This window comes from Pedobacter sp. (assembly GCF_040513095.1).
GTDB lineage: Bacteria > Bacteroidota > Bacteroidia > Sphingobacteriales > Sphingobacteriaceae > Pedobacter.
In genome coordinates this window covers 1-19,668 of sequence record NZ_JBEVDX010000041.1, presented here as the reverse complement: position 1 = coordinate 19,668, position 19,668 = coordinate 1, and the positions used below count along the sequence as shown (strand labels likewise).

Annotated in this window: 19 protein-coding genes; 12 read left to right on the top strand and 7 right to left on the bottom strand. The window is 44.5% G+C overall.

Annotated features, from left to right (window positions below):
• From ABWY16_RS05825 to pdxH, 4 genes are all read right to left on the bottom strand, one after another.
• Positions 1 to 454, bottom strand: a 454-nt coding sequence (locus tag ABWY16_RS05825) for a GNAT family N-acetyltransferase (RefSeq protein WP_353903707.1), incomplete at its 3' end; no start/stop codon positions are given.
• Between the two features lie 122 nt (positions 455 to 576).
• Entirely contained in the window at positions 577 to 1,599 is a 1,023-nt protein-coding gene (gene ruvB, locus ABWY16_RS05820) for a Holliday junction branch migration DNA helicase RuvB (protein WP_353903706.1), read from the bottom strand.
• A 9-nt stretch (positions 1,600 to 1,608) separates the two neighbouring features.
• Entirely contained in the window at positions 1,609 to 2,499 is an 891-nt protein-coding gene (locus tag ABWY16_RS05815) for a 3-hydroxybutyryl-CoA dehydrogenase (protein ID WP_353903705.1), read from the bottom strand.
• 17 nt (positions 2,500 to 2,516) lie between these two features.
• Positions 2,517 to 3,167 (bottom strand): pyridoxamine 5'-phosphate oxidase, encoded by a 651-nt coding sequence (gene pdxH / locus ABWY16_RS05810; RefSeq protein WP_353903704.1) that lies wholly within the window; start codon positions 3,165 to 3,167, stop codon positions 2,517 to 2,519.
• A 49-nt stretch (positions 3,168 to 3,216) separates the two neighbouring features.
• Between pdxH and ABWY16_RS05805 the strand changes: the two genes are divergently transcribed.
• Complete coding sequence (locus tag ABWY16_RS05805; protein WP_353903703.1) at positions 3,217 to 3,780, top strand: YqgE/AlgH family protein; 564 nt, start codon at positions 3,217 to 3,219, stop codon at positions 3,778 to 3,780.
• 204 nt (positions 3,781 to 3,984) lie between these two features.
• Here the strand turns inward: ABWY16_RS05805 and purE are convergent, their stop codons facing one another.
• Together purE and ABWY16_RS05795 are read right to left on the bottom strand one after the other, a co-directional pair.
• Entirely contained in the window at positions 3,985 to 4,476 is a 492-nt protein-coding gene (gene purE, locus ABWY16_RS05800; RefSeq protein ID WP_353903702.1) for a 5-(carboxyamino)imidazole ribonucleotide mutase, read from the bottom strand.
• Positions 4,476 to 5,615, bottom strand: a complete 1,140-nt coding sequence (locus ABWY16_RS05795; protein ID WP_353903701.1) for a 5-(carboxyamino)imidazole ribonucleotide synthase — start codon at positions 5,613 to 5,615, stop codon at positions 4,476 to 4,478. The genes purE and ABWY16_RS05795 overlap by 1 nt, the downstream gene beginning before the upstream one ends.
• A gap of 57 nt (positions 5,616 to 5,672) precedes the next feature.
• Between ABWY16_RS05795 and ABWY16_RS05790 the strand changes: the two genes are divergently transcribed.
• The 11 genes from ABWY16_RS05790 (at position 5,673) to ABWY16_RS05740 (ending at position 18,635) form a co-directional block, all read left to right on the top strand.
• Positions 5,673 to 6,863 carry a BaiN/RdsA family NAD(P)/FAD-dependent oxidoreductase gene (locus tag ABWY16_RS05790; protein ID WP_353903700.1) on the top strand — a complete coding sequence of 397 codons (1,191 nt, stop codon included), beginning with the start codon at positions 5,673 to 5,675 and terminating at the stop codon, positions 6,861 to 6,863.
• Between the two features lies 1 nt (position 6,864).
• Entirely contained in the window at positions 6,865 to 8,757 is a 1,893-nt protein-coding gene (locus tag ABWY16_RS05785) for a RecQ family ATP-dependent DNA helicase (protein WP_353903699.1), read from the top strand.
• Between the two features lie 17 nt (positions 8,758 to 8,774).
• Positions 8,775 to 9,488 (top strand): head GIN domain-containing protein, encoded by a 714-nt coding sequence (locus tag ABWY16_RS05780; protein WP_353903698.1) that lies wholly within the window; start codon positions 8,775 to 8,777, stop codon positions 9,486 to 9,488.
• Positions 9,489 to 9,510: 22 nt separating this feature from the next.
• The gene (locus tag ABWY16_RS05775) at positions 9,511 to 10,824 is read left to right on the top strand and encodes an MFS transporter (RefSeq protein WP_353903697.1); all 1,314 of its coding nucleotides are present in this window, start codon (positions 9,511 to 9,513) and stop codon (positions 10,822 to 10,824) included.
• A gap of 23 nt (positions 10,825 to 10,847) precedes the next feature.
• The gene (locus tag ABWY16_RS05770) at positions 10,848 to 11,585 is read left to right on the top strand and encodes a (Fe-S)-binding protein (protein ID WP_353903696.1); all 738 of its coding nucleotides are present in this window, start codon (positions 10,848 to 10,850) and stop codon (positions 11,583 to 11,585) included.
• Between the two features lie 11 nt (positions 11,586 to 11,596).
• Complete coding sequence (locus ABWY16_RS05765) at positions 11,597 to 12,439, top strand: hypothetical protein (RefSeq protein ID WP_353903695.1); 843 nt, start codon at positions 11,597 to 11,599, stop codon at positions 12,437 to 12,439.
• Positions 12,440 to 12,704: 265 nt separating this feature from the next.
• On the top strand, positions 12,705 to 12,947 hold the full coding sequence (locus ABWY16_RS05760) for a thioredoxin family protein (protein WP_353903694.1): 243 nt from the start codon (positions 12,705 to 12,707) through the stop codon (positions 12,945 to 12,947).
• A 21-nt stretch (positions 12,948 to 12,968) separates the two neighbouring features.
• Entirely contained in the window at positions 12,969 to 13,331 is a 363-nt protein-coding gene (gene nrdI, locus ABWY16_RS05755; RefSeq protein ID WP_353903693.1) for a class Ib ribonucleoside-diphosphate reductase assembly flavoprotein NrdI, read from the top strand.
• A gap of 4 nt (positions 13,332 to 13,335) precedes the next feature.
• The gene (nrdE, locus tag ABWY16_RS05750) at positions 13,336 to 15,426 is read left to right on the top strand and encodes a class 1b ribonucleoside-diphosphate reductase subunit alpha (RefSeq protein ID WP_353903692.1); all 2,091 of its coding nucleotides are present in this window, start codon (positions 13,336 to 13,338) and stop codon (positions 15,424 to 15,426) included.
• 21 nt (positions 15,427 to 15,447) lie between these two features.
• On the top strand, positions 15,448 to 16,434 hold the full coding sequence (gene nrdF, locus ABWY16_RS05745; protein ID WP_353903691.1) for a class 1b ribonucleoside-diphosphate reductase subunit beta: 987 nt from the start codon (positions 15,448 to 15,450) through the stop codon (positions 16,432 to 16,434).
• A 170-nt stretch (positions 16,435 to 16,604) separates the two neighbouring features.
• On the top strand, positions 16,605 to 18,635 hold the full coding sequence (locus tag ABWY16_RS05740) for a sensor histidine kinase (protein WP_353903690.1): 2,031 nt from the start codon (positions 16,605 to 16,607) through the stop codon (positions 18,633 to 18,635).
• Here the strand turns inward: ABWY16_RS05740 and ABWY16_RS05735 are convergent.
• Positions 18,632 to 19,288, bottom strand: coding sequence for a hypothetical protein (locus tag ABWY16_RS05735; RefSeq protein WP_353903689.1), 657 nt, complete (start codon positions 19,286 to 19,288; stop codon positions 18,632 to 18,634). The two genes, ABWY16_RS05740 and ABWY16_RS05735, sit on opposite strands and share 4 nt — an antisense overlap.
• Positions 19,289 to 19,668: the final 380 nt, after the last annotated feature.

Sequence of the window (19,668 nt, the reverse complement as noted above, 5' to 3'; positions counted from 1 at the left end):
GTCTCGGGCTTAAAGTTTCTGCATGAGAATGGTAACCGGGTATGCGGCCACCTGCAATGATACTTTTCAGGTTAAGGCTTTCACAAAGTTCCTTTCTTGCTTCATATAACCTGCGGCCTAAACGCAGACCACGGTATTCAGGGGAAACAAATATCTCAATCCCGTACAGGGTATCTCCAGTCGCATCATGGGTGGAAAATGTATATTTTCCGGTGATCATTTCATAAGTATGTTTATCACCATACTCATCATAGTCTACAATAATGGCCAGGGAGCAGGCCACTACTTTATCATCTACAGCAATACATAACTGGCCTTCGGGGAAAAGTTTCAGCAGCTTTGCGATCGTTTGCCTGCTCCAGATCTGTCCGCCCAGCGTATCGTAAGCTTGTTCCATCGACTCTTTCAGGTCGTTGTAATCCTCAAGGGTGAGTTTTCTTGTTTCAATATTCATGTATCTGTATTTAATCTTTGAAGGCGTTTTTTAAGAATAATAGTGTTATTCCGGAATCCTGCGGAGCAACACATAAATGATGCCCGGAATACAGGGGAAAATAAATCAGCAGGATTGTTACCTTAAAACAACCTGCCTGACTGCGCTGCGAAGGATCTGTTCAAATGTTTGTAAGCCGCTTCGGTAACTTCTCTTCCTCTGGATGTACGCATCATATATCCTTCCTGGATCAGGAAAGGCTCATATACTTCCTCTATGGTGCCTTCATCTTCACCTACTGCCGTAGCAATAGTTTTGAGACCCACAGGGCCGCCCTTAAACTTGTCAATGATCGTGAGCAAAATCTTGTTGTCCATCTCATCCAGTCCGTGTTCATCCACATTCAATGCGGTAAGCGCATATTTCGCAATAGCGGTATCGATGGTACCATTTCCTTTGATCTGCGCAAAATCACGGGTACGTCTCAGCAGTGCATTTGCAATCCTGGGTGTACCGCGGCTTCTGCGCGCAATTTCATAAGCACCTTCTTCTGTGATCGGTGTTTTAAGGATTTCAGAAGAACGCAGCACGATCGTGGTTAACAACTTAGCGTCATAGTAAGCCAGACGGGAGTTGATCCCGAACCTTGCACGTAAAGGCGCAGTCAGTAATCCTGAGCGGGTAGTTGCCCCAACGAGTGTAAAAGGATTCAAGGTAATCTGTACCGAACGGGCATTGGGCCCGCTTTCAAGCATAATATCTATTTTAAAATCCTCCATGGCAGAATACAGGTATTCTTCAACCAGTGGACTTAAACGGTGGATCTCATCTATAAAAAGGATATCTCCGGTTTCGAGATTGGTGAGCAGTCCCGCAAGATCGCCGGGTTTATCCAGCACAGGGCCTGAGGTTACTTTGATCCCCACGCCCATCTCATTGGCTATGATATAGGAAAGGGTAGTCTTACCAAGTCCCGGAGGGCCGTGAAGCAACACATGGTCTAAAGGCTCGCCACGCAGTTTTGCTGCCTTGACAAAGATCTTCAGGTTTTCCATGATTTTTTCCTGACCGGTAAAATCCTCAAAGGCCTGCGGACGCAGGACTTTCTCTATATCCCTTTCGCCAGGGCTCAGGCTTTCGAAGGAAGGATCAAGGTTTTCGTTCATGTTGTAAAGTTAAGATAAAAACTTTGCTGAGGGCCGGGCATCTTTGCTGCCATTGGAATAATCGTAAAAACCTTCTCCGGATTTCAGCCCTCTTTTACCAGCCATAACCATATTCACCAGCAAAGGGCAGGGGGCATACTTGGGATTGCCAAAGCCTTTATAAAGTACGTTTAATATTGCCAGACATACATCCAGCCCTATAAAGTCGGCCAGCTGCAGTGGTCCCATAGGATGGGCCATGCCCAGCTTCATCACAGTATCAATCTCCTCAACACCTGCAACGCCTTCAAATAAACTGAAGACCGCCTCGTTGATCATTGGCATTAGGATGCGGTTAGCCACAAATCCCGGATAATCATTTACTTCTACAGGTGCTTTACCGAGTCTTCGCGACAGATCCATAATAAGCGCTGTGGTTTCATCTGAGGTAGCGTATCCGCGGATCACCTCTACCAGTTTCATCACCGGTACAGGATTCATGAAATGCATACCGATCACGTTTTCCCCCCGGCTGGTTACTGCAGCGATCTGGGTAATGGAAATGGATGAAGTATTGCTGGCCAGGATGGCACCGGCTTTACTATAGGCGTCCAGTTCCCTGAAGATCTTAAGTTTAAGTTCCAGGTTTTCTGTAGCTGCCTCTACCGTAAGATCTGCTTCCTGAACACCTTCTTTCAGATCTGTGAAGGTATGGATACGGTTCAGTGTAGCGCTTTTCTCTTCTTCCGTCAGTGTACCCTTAGCTACCTGACGGTCAATATTTTTTGCAATGGTACTTAATCCTTTGTTTAAGGCTTCCTGGCATATGTCTACCAGGTTTACATCGTAGCCAAACTGGGCGAAGGTATGGGCAATGCCATTTCCCATCGTTCCGGATCCGATGACTGCTATTTTTTTCATTTTATATCCGGTTACTTTTATGGTGCAAGTCTGTTGATAATCCACAGGCCGTTTTCATGTGTGTAGGTGATTCTGTCGTGCAGCCGGCTGGAGCGTCCCTGCCAGAACTCGATATGTGAAGGCTTCAGGACATATCCGCCCCAGTGCTCGGGCCGCGGAATTTCTTTTTCGGCATAGGCCGATGTGAGTTCCTTCACCCGATCTTCAAGCACTTCCCGGTTGGGGATCACCGCGCTTTGCGGCGATGCTGCTGCACCGATCTGGCTGCCTGCAGGGCGTGAATGGAAATATGCTGTAGAATCCTCTGCTGATAATTTAGTGATGATACCTTCGATGCGCACCTGGCGTTCCAGTTCCGCCCAGAAGAAGACCATAGCCGCCTGCGGATTTTCATCCAGCTGCTGCCCTTTCTTGCTGGAGTAATTGGTGTAGAACACGAATCCGTTATCATCAAATCCTTTGAGGAGTAAAATGCGTGCTGTAGGCTTCCCGGATAAGTCGGCCGTCGCCAGTGTCAGCACATTGGGCTCATATAATTGTGCATCAATTGCTTCCTTAAACCACTTGCCAAACTGGGCAACAGGGTTTGGGTCCACATCCGCTTCTGCGAGTTGTGCAGACCGGTAATCTTGTCTCAAATTTTGAATACTTTCTTTATTCAGCTCCATCTGACAAAAATAGGTTTTAGTTTTTTTAAAATTATCAGTAATTTTCGGAATGATAAGTCGACTGGCACCTTCAGCAGGGAAACTGCTTATTTCTGAACCTTTTCTCAAAGATCCCAATTTTGCAAGGGCTGTTGTTTTATTAACGGAACACAGTGATAACGGGACACTTGGATTTGTAGTAAACCATCCCAGCCTTTTGATGGTGGATGATCTGATCGCTGATATCGGCGCAGCAAATTTTCCTGTTTTTTACGGAGGCCCTGTAGGTACAGACACCATTCACTATATCCACCGCTGTCCGGACAGGATTACAGATGGTATAGAAATAGCCAAAGGCGTATACTGGGGCGGCAGCTTTCAAACGCTTAAAGCACTGATCGGGCAGGGGGAAGTGACGAATGATGATGTAAAGTTTTTTGTAGGTTACTCCGGCTGGGGCGAACAGCAGCTGCAGGAAGAGATCGAAACCAATACCTGGATCGTATCGGATAAATACGACTCAGATATGGTGTTTTCTACTGATGAGGAGCAATTATGGAAAGATGTTATCATTCACCTGGGCCCCAAATATGCCCACATCAGTAATTTTCCTCAGAACCCTAACCTTAATTAAGTAGAATTAAAATTGTAACCCGCCGGGCTAAGCATCCTGCATCAGGATTACCTTGTAGAATTGAAATTGTAACCCGCTGGGTTAAGCATCCTGCATCAGGATTACCCTAAAAAATATAGCTCTTGTATCAAATGCCTTCTGGTGCCCTTCAGCAGCAGGCAGCATTGATACAAGAGCTATATTTTTTAGCGAAGCCAGATGAGCTTATAAACTTTCCAGCGTAGCAGCAGATTCTTCCACAGCTTTCCTAAGATCGTCTTTGTAGGCCTGCATTTTCTCTGCAAGCGCATCATCAGCCGTAGAAAGGATCTGTACAGCCAGTAATCCTGCGTTTTTTGCTGCATTTAAGGCAACTGTAGCTACAGGAATACCGTTTGGCATTTGCAGGATAGACAAGATAGAATCCCATCCGTCAATAGAGTTTGAAGATTTTACAGGAACGCCAATTACCGGCAATACCGTAATAGAAGCTACCATTCCTGGTAAATGTGCTGCTCCACCAGCACCAGCGATAATTACTTTTAATCCTCTGCCAGCCGCTTCCTTAGCATAAGTAAACATCCTTTCCGGCGTACGGTGTGCAGAGACAACCGTCATTTCAAATTCTACTCCAAATCCCTTTAAAATATCAGCAGCATCGTTCATGATATGTAAATCAGACTTGCTGCCCATAATTATTCCTACTTTAACGCTCATTAAGATATTACTTTTAGTGTTTCTTTGATATAGTTTGCTTTCTCGATAGCGGCCTCCCGGTTCTGGTCTACTATCGTCACGTGGCCCATTTTTCTGAAAGGCTTGGTATATTTTTTACCATAGAGGTGCACATATACACCATCAAGTCCCAGAATCTTCTCCATACCCTGGTATTTAGCTACACCCTCATGGCCTTTCTCACCAAGGAGGTTGATCATTACTGCATTGCTGATGGAACGCGTATCGCCCAATGGCAGGTTAAAGATAGAACGCAGGTGCTGCCCGAACTGGGATACATAATTGCCTTCAATAGTCTGGTGGCCGCTGTTGTGTGGCCTTGGAGCGAGTTCATTTACCAGGATCTCACCGTCGCGTGTGATAAACATTTCCACGGCAAGGAGTCCTGTTACATTTAAAGCACTTGCGATATTTTTAGCTATGGTTTCTGCCCGTTCCTGAATATGGTCAGGATAAGTAGAAGGTGAGATCAGGAATTCTACAAGGTTAGCCTCGGCATTGAACTCCATCTCTACCATTGGAAAGGTTTTTACATCTCCGTTGGAGTTCCTGGAAACAATCACTGCGATTTCTTTCTCAAAATCCACGATCTCCTCAATGAGGCAGTGGCTTTCAAAAGCATCATCCAGATCTGCCGCAATGTTAATTCTCATTACGCCTTTTCCATCATAACCGTCCCTGCGCTGTTTGAGCATATAAGGAAAGGGGATATGTGAATTGAGCATATCTTCCTTTGTATTTGCCAGCTGAAAAGGGGCCGTAGGGATATCATTTTCTTTGAAAAACTGTTTCTGGACACCTTTATCCTGGATGAGCCTGATCACACGGGACTGCGGAAACACCTGCTTGCCCTCTTTCTCGAGTTGTTCCAGGGCTTCAATATTTACCTTTTCGATTTCAATGGTGATCACATCAGCCTTTTTACCGAACTTATATACTGTATCATAGTCGGTAATGGAACCGCATTCAAAGTAGTTGGCAATATGTTTACAGGGAGCGTCAGTATCAGGATCCAGAACCAGCGTAGTCAGGTTATAATTAATAGCTTCCTGAATTAACATTCTGCCTAATTGTCCCCCGCCTAAAATCCCCAATTTTGAATCACTTATTTGTTTTGCCATATCGATATGAAAAAGTTATGCTTATTTTGCACAAAAATAACAATATAAACGGATTTGATGGATGCAGATGCTATAATAATTGGTGCAGGGGCTTGTGGATTGATGTGTGCTGTGCAGGCAGGATACCTTGGAAAGAAGGTAGTTGTCCTGGAAAAAGGGAGTAAAGCTGGTGCCAAAATATTAATCTCTGGCGGGGGAAGATGTAATTATACCAATCTGTTTGCCAGTGATGAACAGTTCATTTCGGGAAATAGACATTTTACAAAATCGGCCTTTACGCAATGGACCGTTGCAGATACCATAGGTTTTTTTGAGACCTATGGCATTCATGGAAAAGAAAAAACACTTGGGCAGCTGTTTCCGGAGGAAAAAAACGCAAAGGCGATAGTGGATATGTTCACTGAGCTGTGTGATGACCTGGGACAGAAGATCAAATGTGATAGCGATGTCACTGATATTATTAAAGGAGAAGAAAATTATACTGTCGTGTATCAGCGTGCAGGGAAAGAATATACTTTAACCGCCGGCAAAATAGTGATTGCTACCGGCGGACTGCCCATTCCAAAGATGGGGGCTACGGATTTCGCTTTGCGTTTTGCAAGGAAACACGGACTGAACATCATTGAAACCGCCCCGGCACTGGTACCGCTAACGATCACCGGAAAGGATGAGGACTGGTACGCACAGCTTTCGGGCAATTCTGTGTTTGTGGAGATCAGCAATGACCGGATCTCCTTCGAGGAAAATATCCTGTTTACCCACTGGGGCCTGAGTGGGCCCGCTGTATTGCAGATTTCCTCTTACTGGCGGCCGGGGGAAGTTATCAATATCAACCTGCTGCCGCATGAAGAGATCAATGAGCTGATTGAAGAGGAAAGAACGTATAATGGGAAAACCCTGCTCTCCACCTTGCTGAACAGGTACTTTGCTAAAAAATTTACTGATGCGCTGGGTAAATTCCTTCCGCTGGGCAAAACAGTGGCCTCGCTTACAAAAGCTGAAATGGAAACGATTTATTCTACCATCCATCTGTTTACGGTAAAACCAGCCGGGGATAAAGGCTACGACAAAGCAGAAGTAATGCGCGGTGGTATTGATACCGCAGAGCTTTCATCCAAGACGCTGGAATGTAAAAAGCTGCCCGGACTGTATTTTGGCGGGGAGTGTTTAGATGTGACCGGCTGGCTTGGCGGCTACAATTTCCAATGGGCCTGGGCATGTGGTTTTGTAATTGCTCAGGGCATATAATATGACAGAAACAGAGATTCTAAAACAGTACTGGGGCTTCAGTTCCTTCAGGCCCTTACAACAGGATATCATCACTGCGGTAATGAACGGTGAGGATACGCTTGCGCTGCTGCCAACCGGTGGAGGTAAATCCCTGTGTTTCCAGGTACCTGCCATGGCGAAGGAAGGGATCTGTATAGTAGTATCGCCGCTGATCGCCCTGATGAAAGACCAGGTAGAGAATCTAAAGGCCAGAGGAATCAATGCAGTGGCAATTTACGCAGGTATGGGCAAGCGCGAGATCGATATTTTACTGGATAACTGTATTTACGGTCCGGTTAAATTCCTGTATTTATCACCCGAAAGGCTCCTGTCCGATTTGGTAAAAACCCGCATATCCTATATGAACGTTAACCTGGTGGCGATAGACGAAGCACATTGTATCTCCCAGTGGGGATATGACTTCCGCCCGCCCTACCAGAAGATCAGCGCGCTGCGCGAAATCCATCCAGATGTTCCTTTTATTGCGCTTACGGCCACAGCTACAGCTTTCGTAAGGCAGGACATCCAGGATAAACTGGAACTCAAAGATCCAAAGATATTTGTGCAAAGCTTTGCACGTAAAAATTTAAGCTATGTGGTATTCGACCTCGAGGATAAGTATAAGAAACTGATCGGGATCATTACCAATGTGAAGGGGAGCGGACTGGTATATGTAAGGAACCGCAGGGAAACTGCTGAAGTGGCGCTCTTTTTACAGCGGAACAATATTGCGGCAGATTTTTATCACGCGGGACTGGAAAAGGACGAGCGTTCAAGGAAGCAGTCCGACTGGAAGCAGAACAAAATCCGGGTGATGGTGGCAACAAATGCTTTCGGCATGGGAATAGATAAACCTGACGTCCGTTTTGTGGTACACCTGGATCTTCCGGAAAGTCTGGAAGCTTATTACCAGGAAGCGGGCCGGGCAGGGCGTGACGGCAGAAGATCTTTTGCGGTATTGCTGGCCAACAGATCTGATCAGATGGCACTGAAGGCTAAATATACCGACAGCTTTCCCAGTGTGGAAGAGATCAGGAAAACCTATCACTACCTGGGTTCCTACTTTCAGCTGGCTTATGGTGCCGGAGCGGGTGTAAGCTTCAGTTTCGACCTGGCAGATTTCTGCAAACGCTTTAAACTGGGTGTGATCAAAACTATTGGAGCGCTCAAGTTCCTGGAACATGACGGTTACCTCACTTTATCAGAGAATATCTTCCTGCCCTCAAGGCTGATGTTTACCGCTGGCAACGAAGATGTTTACCGCTTTCAGATTGAGAACTCGGGATACGATCCGCTGATCAAAACCGTTTTAAGATCTTATGGAGGGATGTTTGACCATTACGCGCCGATCAGTGAAAGTGATATAGCAAAACGTCTGGGCATCTCTCTTAACGATGTGGTGAGACAGCTTAACAACCTGCAGGAGCAGGGCTTGCTTTCCTACCTGAAACAAAGTGACCAGCCCCAGCTGCAGTATATCCTGGCAAGGGTAGACCTGATGCACCTGGATACAGATGTAAAATATATAGAGCTGCGCAGAAAGGTACAGGCTGAACAGATCACTGCAGTATTATCCTATGCGGGTACAGCGGTATGCCGCAGTATACAGTTGCTGGCTTATTTTGATGAGCCGAATGCGGATAAGTGCGGCGTCTGTGATGTTTGCCTGGCAGAAAAGAAAGTGGTAGAGCTTGCAGAACTGACAGATAAGATCGATTTTGAAATCGCTACATTGCTGCAGACGGGCATACAGTCACTGGATGAACTGGTGCAGGAAATAAAAGCGGGTTCTGATCAGGAAAAGCTCAGCAGGATCCGCGAACTGCTTGATGCAGGTAAAATTAAAACTGACGGCAAAAACTATTATCTTTGATTTAATGTTCAAATACTATGATGAATAAACAACTACTCTACCTGTTAGTCCTGCCCGTGCTGTTTACTGCATGTAAATCCAAATGTGTGGAAGATCTGGGAATACATGCTACAAGAGATTTTGCGCTTAAACCATTTGACGAAATTAAGGTAAGCGGCCCTATCAGGCTGGTGATGCGTCAGGACAGCACCTATAAAGTCAATGTACAGGCAGATTCAGCAGTAATCGGGCTTGTAAAGGTTGAAGTAAGCGGCCATGAGCTGGAACTGAAGCTGGATGCAAAATCCTATTGCGGCAAGGATTCGATCATCATCAGTGCAGGCATCGGTGATCTCAAGAAACTAAAAGCTGATGGTGCAGGCCATATTTATACTTCCTCACTGATCAATGTAAATGATCTAGAAATGAATTTATCCGGTGCAACCATGATGATGATGCAAATGAATGCGGGCAAGCTGACGACCAACACCGATGGTGCTGCGAATGTAGCACTGCTTGGACAGGCTGGTGTACATGAACTGAAAGGCAAAGGAGCTATTCAGCTGACAGCTTTTGATTTTGTAACCGGCGTTTCTGATATCAGTGTTGAAGGCGTTGCTAAATTGAAGATCAATGTGCTGAATGAATTGAATATCAACAGTACGGGTTCTGCAGATATCAGTTATAAAGGAAGTCCTAAGAAATTACAGGAGAAAAAAACCGGTACTTATAAACTTGAAAAAGTAAACTAAATCCTGTAATTCTGCTGCACAGATGACACCAAAAAATGATAAAAAGGTAATCCGTTCCTGGGCATTTTTCGACTGGGCAAACTCGGCTTATAACCTGGTAATAACCTCTACGATATTCCCTGCATATTACACCATCATTACTTCAGATAAAGATAATGAGACTCTTGATTATGTGAATTTTATGGGTGGCAGGTTTATTAATTCTGTGCTATATAATTATGCCCTGGCTTTTGCCTTTCTGGTGATTGCTTTTTTGTCGCCCATCCTGTCTTCCATAGCGGATACAAGAGGCAGCAAAAAGCTGTTTATGCAGATCTTTACCTACGCTGGCGCGCTTGCCTGCTGTGGTCTGTACGTGTTCGAAATTGATACGCTGCAGATCAGTGTTGTGCTGTTTGTCCTGGCTGCCATAGGCTATTGGGGAAGTCTTGTGTTTTATAATTCTTATTTGCCGGAGATCGCTACGCTCGATACCCAGGATAGCGTAAGCGCCAAAGGCTATGCGTACGGATATATCGGCAGCATCATCCTGCAGCTGATCTGTTTTGTCTTTGTCTTTTTTCCTTCGGTTTTTGGTTTATCGGGCGAAGCCCAGGCCTCGCGCCTGTCATTCCTGCTGGTAGGGATCTGGTGGATGCTCTTCGCTCAAATTCCTTTCAGGAACTTACCTAAAGGGACTGCAGATCTGAAGAAAGCGAAAAGCAACTGGCTTACAGGAGGTTTTAATGAACTGAAGAATGTGTGGAAACAACTGCAGCATATGCCTTACCTCAAGAGGTTCCTTACGGCCTTCTTTTTTTACTCGATGGGAGTGCAAACGGTTATGCTGGTGGCAACGATCTTTGGAGAAAAACAGTTACACCTGCCCACCTCAAAGCTCATCGCTACGATTTTACTGCTGCAGTTTGTGGCTATCCCCGGGGCAATGCTGATGTCATGGCTTTCCAAAAAATATTTTGGCAATGTGAAGGTGCTGATCGGGGTGGTCATCATCTGGATCGCCTGCTGTGCAGGAGCCTACTTTACAACTACTGAAATGCAGTTTTACTGCCTTGCCGCTACTGTAGGGCTGATCATGGGAGGCATACAGGCACTCTCACGCTCTACCTATTCTAAATTTTTGCCGCAGGAAAGCCCTGACCATACCTCGTTTTTCAGTTTTTACGATGTGACTGAAAAGGTAGCCCTGGTGATCGGTATGTTTAGTTTTGGCTATATTGAAGAATTTACGGGCAGCATGCAGAATTCGCTGATTGCCCTCGCTGCATTTTTTGTAGCAGGACTTATATTTTTGGTGCTGTTGCGTAAGGTAGAGCCGGATACGGCAGCTGCCTGACAAATAAATACAATAAATTATAGATGAAAGTAGAATTATTTATCCCTTGTTTTGTCGATCAGTTATACCCTGAGACAGCATTCAGCACGATCAAGCTCCTAGAGAAGGCAGGATGTGATGTCAGTTATAATCCTGGTCAGACCTGCTGCGGACAGCCGGCCTACAATGCCGGTTATTGGGAACAGGCAAAGGAAACGGGTACTAAATTCCTGAACGACTTCTCCGGAACAAACTATATTGTTGCACCTTCTGCCTCCTGTGTAGGAATGGTGAAAAGTGGCTTTAACGATTTATTCACCAATTCCAATGTGCATAACAAATGCAGGACCCTGCAGGGCAATATCTTTGAGTTATCTGATTTCCTGATCAATGTGCTGAAAAAAGATTATTTTGGTGCTGAGCTGGAAGGTAAGGCCGTTTATCATGATTCATGCAGCGGTCTGCGCGAATGCAAGATCAAGGAAGAACCGAGACAGCTGCTGGAAAAGGTGCATGGACTGGAGATGCTGGAAATGAAAGATACGGATATGTGCTGCGGTTTTGGTGGTACTTTTGCGGTAAAATTTGATGCCATTTCATCGGCCATGGCCGAGCAGAAAGTGAACCATGCGCTGGATCAGGACGCCGACTATATCATTTCGACAGACTTGTCCTGCCTGATGCATCTGCAGGGATATATCGACAAGAACAACTTGTCGTTGAAGACGATGCACCTGGCTGATGTACTCGCTAACGGATGGCTGGAAAGCACTGAATATTAATTTGAAATACGATGAAGACATTACTTATCGCCTCAATCTGTTTACTGGGTATGACTGCCCAGTTAAAGGCACAGCCCAAAAAAACGGGTGCCATTCAATTTGAAAGTACTTTTGATCCGGCAGCTATGGCTGCAGCAAACGGCATCAAATTAAGCGAGCAGGCGCTGGCCAGAATGCCCAAAAGCTCGGTTTCCAACTATGAACTGCTGTTTACCCTTAGCCACGCCAGCTACATGCCGGTAGAGGATATGGAAGACAGCAACAACAGCAGTGGCACGCAGGGCGGAGGTTTCCGTTTTGGCGGCTTTGGTGGTTCCAATAAAGACTATTACTACAGCTTTGCCGATCATCAGTTATCCTCGGTGTTCGACCTGAATGATACTTCTTTTGTCATGCAGGATAAACTGGGAGACCTGTCTGTGCAGGGTATGGGCATGCAGCAGGCAAAACCGGTTGTAGAATATGTAAAAACGGATGAAACAAAAAGTATCCTTGGTTTTCCCTGTCATAAAGTAATGGTGAAAACAACCATGAAACGCAAGATCCTGGAGGAAGAGAAGACTTTTACAGATGAAACCAGTCTGTGGTATACCAATGACCTGGGATTTGATTTTTCGCCTGTTCCGGCGATGTGGACTGAAGGAGCGGTGCTGGCTATCGAAGGGAAGAGCACGCACGTATATGCCAAAAGCATAGAGTTCCGGAAAGTGAGCGATAAAGATGTAAACCTGCCTAAAAAAGTGGTGCCGATTACGGCGGAACAATACCGCGTAAAAATGGAGGCACGCAGAAAACAGTTCCGTGGAAACAGGGCCGGTGCAAACGGTCAGGTAAGGACAATTACCATCAATTAAAAAGGAGTTACCAACAACCCGGGGGCTGCATTGCCACAGTGGTTTTTTTAAGCCAATAATCTTTTTCCGAGTGTGTTGCGAAACAGTTGTACATAAGTATAACTGTTTTTTTATGTCCATGGGTAAGGAATAAGTCATAATTCCTTGCGTCTTTTCCACTGGTGTTGATAACATTTAGAATCATTCCACGTCGAAATTTGCATTTTTGATCTCCCATAAAACAGGTTGGCCTGAGGGCCGGCTGATTAAAAATATACCTTCGCAAATGAGCACAAAAAGAATCATCAAATTTGAAAAAGAAGATTGCAATCCCTGCAACATGGTTTCAGAATACCTTGACAGAAAAGGTGTTGTATACGAAACAATAAATCCATTTAACCAACCGGAACTTGCGATGCAGTTCAGGGTACGTTCAGTTCCGACAGTAATCCTGATAGAACAGGAGCAGGAACTGCAGCGCGTAATTGGTTTTAAACCAGAGGAATTATCGGCCCTGCTGGCCTCTTAGCAATTAAAATAGCTGAAGCTGATGACCTGGATTTATTACGACAGTAAAACGGGGAATGTGGAGCGGTTTGTAAACCGTCTGAAACTGCAGCGCGACTGGAGTGTACAGAAGATAGGGGATTCCTTCCAGCCACAGCATGCCGGGCACCTGATTACCTATACCACCGGCTTTGGGGAAGTACCGCTTTCAACGCAGCGTTTTCTGGAAGAGAACAGCAGCCTGATCAAGTCGGTCACCGCAAGCGGCAACAAAAACTGGGGCCCTAATTACGGGATGGCAGCAAAAAAGATCTCAGCGCAATTTAACCTGCCGGTGCTGATGCAGTTTGAGCTTTCGGGCACTATGGCAGACATTCAAAAATTTATAGATAATATAGAGGGCTAAATATATGGTAACGAAAAAATGGATCTTGCTGAACAACGAGATCATGGTAAAAAATGACGACGAATTCAGCCTTCACAAAGATAAGGACGCCGTACGTTCCTATTTTCTTGACTACGTCAACAAAAACACGGTTTTCTTTTACACCCTGAAAGAAAAAATCGACTATCTGATTGAACAGGAATATTATATCGACTTTTACCAGTGGTACACATTTGAGCAGATGCAGGAAGTGTATGATATGGTTTACGCCAAGAAATTCAGGTTTCAGTCGTTCATGAGCGCATTCAAGTTCTTCCAGAGTTATGCCCTCAGGGATGACAGCGGGGAGAAATTTCTGGAGCGTTATGAAGACCGCGTTGTAGCGGTTTCCCTGTTCCTGGCCAGAGGCGATGTAAAACAGGCACTCGAATATGCAGAAATGCTGATCAACCAGGAATACCAGCCTGCAACACCTACCTTCTTAAACTCAGGTAAAAAACGCTCTGGAGAATTGGTATCCTGCTTTTTAGACGAGATCGGTGATAACTTAAATGGTATCGGATACGCAATTGATTCGGCCATGAAACTCTCTTCTATCGGGGGGGGCGTATCATTCAACCTGTCAAAAATCCGCGCCAGGGGTGAATCTATCAAGGATGTGGAAGGTCGCGCAGGCGGTGTACTGCCGATCATGAAAATCCTGGAAGATACCTTCTCTTACGCCAACCAGCTTGGACAACGTCCGGGAGCAGGAGCAGTGTACCTGAATGTCTTCCATACAGATATCGAGGAGTTCCTGGACTGTAAAAAGATCAATGTAGATGAAAAGGTGAGGATCAAATCCCTGTCTATCGGTGTAGTGGTTCCTGACAAGTTTATGGAGCTCGCCGAGAAGGATGAAGCCTGTTACCTATTCCACCCGCATACGGTATTGAAGCAGTACGGCAAATACCTGGAGGAAATGGATATGGACGAGATGTATGAAGAACTCGTAACCAATCCTGCAGTAAAAAAGAAAAAGGTAAACGCACGCCACCTGATGGTGAAAATTGCGCAGACACAAAAGGAAAGTGGCTACCCGTACCTGTTTTTCAAAGGTAATGCCAACAGAAGCCATGCGCTGAAAGATATAGGAAATGTTAAGTTCTCTAACCTCTGCACAGAGATCATGCAGATCTCTGATGTTTCTGACATCGAGATCTATGGTACCGAAGACAAAATCCGTTACGGTATTTCCTGCAACCTGGGCTCATTGAACATTGCTACGGTAATGGACAACAAGAGGATTAAGGAAGCAGTGAAAACAGCTATGCGTTCCCTGACTATCGTTTCTGACATCACCAATATTGCGATGGTACCATCGGTACAGAAGGCAAACAAAGAACTGCACAGTGTAGGGCTTGGCGCAATGAACCTGCACGGTTTCCTGGCCAAAAACTTTATCATGTATGAAAGTAAAGAAGCACTGGATTTTTGCAATGTGTTCTTTATGATGGTTAATTTTTACTCGCTGCAGAGCTCTATGGAGATTGCAAGGGAAAGAAAAGAGACTTTTGTAGGATTTGAATCTTCGGAATACGCAAACGGAAACTACTTTAACCAGTACATAGCTAAAGACATTGTTCCTGTAAATGATAAAATCGCTGCTTTGTTTGATGGTGTTGAAATACCAACAGCAGCAGACTGGACGCAACTGATGAATGATGTGAAGGAACATGGTATTTTCCATGCTTACAGGCTCGCTATTGCACCTAACCAGTCGACCTCATACATCATGAACGCTACGGCATCTGTGATGCCTGTAGTGGATGTAATTGAAGTAAGGGAGTATGGTGACAGTACAACTTATTATCCGATGCCATATCTGGACAATGACAATTACTTCTTCTATAAATCAGCATATGATATGGACCAGAAAAATGTATTGCGCCTGATATCAGTGATCCAGAAACATGTGGACCAGGGAATCTCCACGATCCTGCACACGAATACGAAAGATACCACACGTGATATCGCCAAGTATTACATCTATGCGCATAAAATGGGATTGAAATCCCTGTATTATACCCGTACAAGGAAAGCTGGTATTGATGAATGTGTGTCTTGTTCAGTATAAACCTATTATTTAAGAAAAAAGATGAGCAATTATAAAGCAGTAAACTGGAACACACCCGAAAACGACTACGCAGGTATGTTCTGGGAACAGAACCTACGCCAGTTCTGGGTGGATACGGAGTACATTCCTTCCAAAGACATTGATATCTGGAAAACACTGGCTCCTGAAATTCAGGAAGCTTATAAAAGGGCACTTGGCGGATTAACCCTGCTGGATACTTTGCAGAGCCACACAGGGATGCCAAAGCTGCTGGATCATATTGACGGACTGCAGAACAAGGCAGTATTGTCGTTTATGTGTATGATGGAAGCGATTCATGCAAAATCGTACTCAACAATCTTTACTACGGTAGCTACTACTGCAGAGATCAACGAACTGTTTGAATGGGTAGAAAACAATAAGCTGCTGCAGTTTAAAGCAGCTACAATTGATAAATACTACAGAAAGCTGGATGCGGATCAGGTGAGCAACGAAACGCTCTTTATGGGTCTTGCAGCTTCTGTACTGCTCGAAACCTTCCTTTTCTACAGTGGCTTCTTTATGCCATTGTGGTTGTCAGGACAGGGGCAGATGGTGGCCAGTGCAGATATCATCAAAAAGATTGTTGCAGATGAATCTATTCACGGCGTATTTGTTGGTCTGCTTGCGCAGGATGTTTACAAAAAACTTCCTGATCCGGAAAAAAGCAAGGCTGAACTGGTAGACCTGCTGATGGAACTGTATGAAAACGAACTGAAGTATACTGACGAATTGTATACTGAAGTGGGACTGACGGCCGATGTAAAGGAGTATATCCGCTACAACGCAAACAAGGCTATGATGAACCTGGGTTTTGAAGAGATATTTGAGGTTAAAGCTATTAACTCTATTGTTTTGAATGGATTAAATGGCGAAACTACCCAGCATGATTTCTTCTCCAAGAAATCTACCAACTACGAAAAAAGCATGGAAGTAATCTATCTGCGTGACGAAGATTTCGAGATGGATACCGATCCGGTATTTTCATAAGCACGAATAATTGAAGAAGCCCGCTTATTTTACATTAAGCGGGCTTCTTTTGTTTCCTGCGATACCAGTAATTCAATAAATCCTGTCTCTCCTGATAAAATAATAAGGCCCAAAATACCCGTAACAATATCGCTGTAATTCGTTATATTTGTTTCATACACATATACTTAATGCGCTCTCTAGTCATCTTATTATTTTGCCTGATCTCAGTGGCCTCGCACAGTGAGGTGATTGTGATTGGAAAAATGATGCCTTATGAGAGTCTGGGCAAATCTTTAAGCTACCTCAGGGATGAAAATGCAGGTTTGTCACTGCAGCAGGTTATTGCTGCTGATAAAAGCCATCAATTTGTTAAATCAGCTGCGAATGTACTCAATTTCGGAAATTCAAAAGCCGCATACTGGCTGAAGGTTTCCTATCTAAATTCTTTGCAGGACGATGCTTATCTGGTGATTGATTATGCAAATATTGAAAGTATCGACTATTACTCCGAAACCTCTCCGGGTAAATTCAGCCGTATCCATACCGGCAGTATTGCAGCGGACAACCCAAAAGTTATCGCGGGCAGCAAGTATATCTTTAATTTACCTGTAAGCCCTTATCCTGCTAAAAGAGAGACTGTTTATCTGCGCTTAAAAAGTGATAACATTCTGGTTGTACCTGTAAAGATCGCACTTTCCCAGACCCTCATTACCGGCCTCGGCTGGGCGGAGCGTTGTGAATCCATTACAATCGGGATACTGATGGCGCTCTTCCTGTTTAATGTTTCGGTATATATCAAATCTAAAGACCAAACCTACTTTTTTTACAGCATCCGGATTTTGGCACTTTTCATTTACATGATCGGCTATTTTATGGGTTATGCCTATCTGCTGGGCAGTAACTTCCGTATTCTGCTCAATACGCACCCGCACATGTTTCTGGGCATAGGGTCCATAGCCGGAATAGGTTTTTCATACAGATTTTTAAACCTGAAGGTCATACTGCCCTGGTCAGTCAATTTACTTTATATACTCAGCGTTAGCTGGATTTTCCTGACCGGGGTATCGGTTCTTGGTTATAAAAGCACCTGCGCAGACATTTGTCAGCTGCTGACGCCGGTAACCGTGCTTGTTTTATGGGGACTGGGCGTGGCGACTTTTCTCAAAGGACATAAACGTGCTTTATACCTGGTGATCTCCTGGTCATACGTTTGCGCCACAACCATCGGGCTGCTGTTCTGTCTTTCGGGTATAACCCCGTACCATGAGAACTACATTCATTTTGTTCCGCTGGGATTTATTTTCGAACTGCTGATATTGTCCCTGGCATTGGGAGACAGGTTAAAGGATATGAAAAGATCCAGGCTTCAGGAGCACGCCGATAAAATTAAGGTGCAGGAGGAAAACCTGTACCTGATCAGTAGTCAGAATGAGCGGCTGGAAAAAATTGTGGATTCGCGCACCAGGGCGCTGAAGAAGATGGTGCAGTCGCTGGAAGAAGCAAATGCCGACAAAACCAGGATCTTCTCTATTATCGCCCATGACCTTAGAAGTCCGTTCAACAGCCTGATCAGCCTGTTTTCATTAAGTGACATGGATCTGCTGACTTTTGATGATGTGAAGATGTTATTGAATGACAGCAGAAAGAATGTGGATAACATCCATAACACTTTAAATAACCTCCTGTACTGGGCTCAAAGCCAGATGAAAGGAATCACCACGGCACCGTCAAGGTTCAATGTACGGGTAATGGTGGAAGATCTGATGCTGGTATACCAGCCGCTGATCAATAAAAAGAATATCCGGATTGAGCTAAGGGTAGATGACGACGCTGACGTGTTTGCTGATCTCAACCAGATCAACCTGGTGATCCGGAACCTGATGGATAACGCAATTAAATTTACGCCGCTGGGTTTTTACATCCGTATCCGCATATGGGGAAGCAAGAACCATATCTTCATTGATATCTGTAACCCGGTTACCGATCAGCTCAATATCGACCGTTTTGTTAAACGGGAGCATAATGAGCCTTCCTATGGAACGTCGAATGAGCGGGGCGTAGGACTAGGGTTACATTTGTGCCGCGATTTTGTAGCGAAGAATAATGGTATCCTGAAGGTGAGTAAAGAAGAAGAATGCGTCGTACTGCGCTTCAATGTTCCTAAATTTGAAAGCGAGTCTTCTTCGGCTATGGAAGCTGAACTCGTAGAAAGTGCCTAAGGTTTCTTTTTGTTAAATAACCTGCTTAAGTTGGGTTTAATCCCGATGGTCAATGGGATGGCATTGAATGGTCTGCCGCCCACATCTCCCAGGCCATGCATATAACTCGTTTCCATAAACAGGTTTGCACCACCAATATTATATTCTATACCGGCTCCGGGCTCGATGATTCCCATATGATTTGTCTTGTTGTTCAAAACCGCAATTTTAGTGCCCTGGCTCACCGCAAGTCTTGGCGTAAGTATAAATCCGCCACCGCCATTTAAATAACCGTAGAACGCTACGTTTCCGAGGATCTTCCTGTAGCCGAATCCAACTGTTAAGAGATAGGTTGTTGATCTGCCTTTTTCAAGTTCGTAATTAAATTCCTGGTCGGTCTCGATATTATCGTAACCAAAAACATGCAGGCTGAACTTGGGATACAGAAATATTCCGCCATTCCCATTTCCCGGACCAAGGCCAATATTGGCACCAATGGTGGTAGAAAATTTTGGCCGCATAAAATCAGTGCTTCCGCCAATGGGAAATGAAAAACCAAAGCCGCTCATCGAATAAAATTTATCAGTCCTGGGCGGTAGATCCTGTGAAAAGATTGGTGTTGACAGGAAAAAAAGGAGCAGGGTACTAAACAGGATACGCAAATGGATTTTCATTGATAGGATTGGATATGATGGTATAACACCAGCCTGGTGTTAATGTTTAAATTCGGGTACTCCTTTTGGTGTATTACGCAAATTTATTGTCAAATTGATTTGCTCATTTATAGGCTTTTTTTACAGAAACAGAACTATATTTGGCTATTTTGCCAGGCAAAATATAATATTGTTGGCATATTTAACTTTCTGATTTTCTATTGCTTGTGACTGCCATTATAAACTATCTGTTTATTCTACCTATTGTTTTATTCCAGATTTTTAGCAAATATACAGAATAATATACTGAATAAGCTTATTTTGCATTGTATTACAGCGTGTTAAGGATTCTATATTTACTAATAATGTTGCCTTTGATAGGCCGCTGAAAAGTCTGTTCT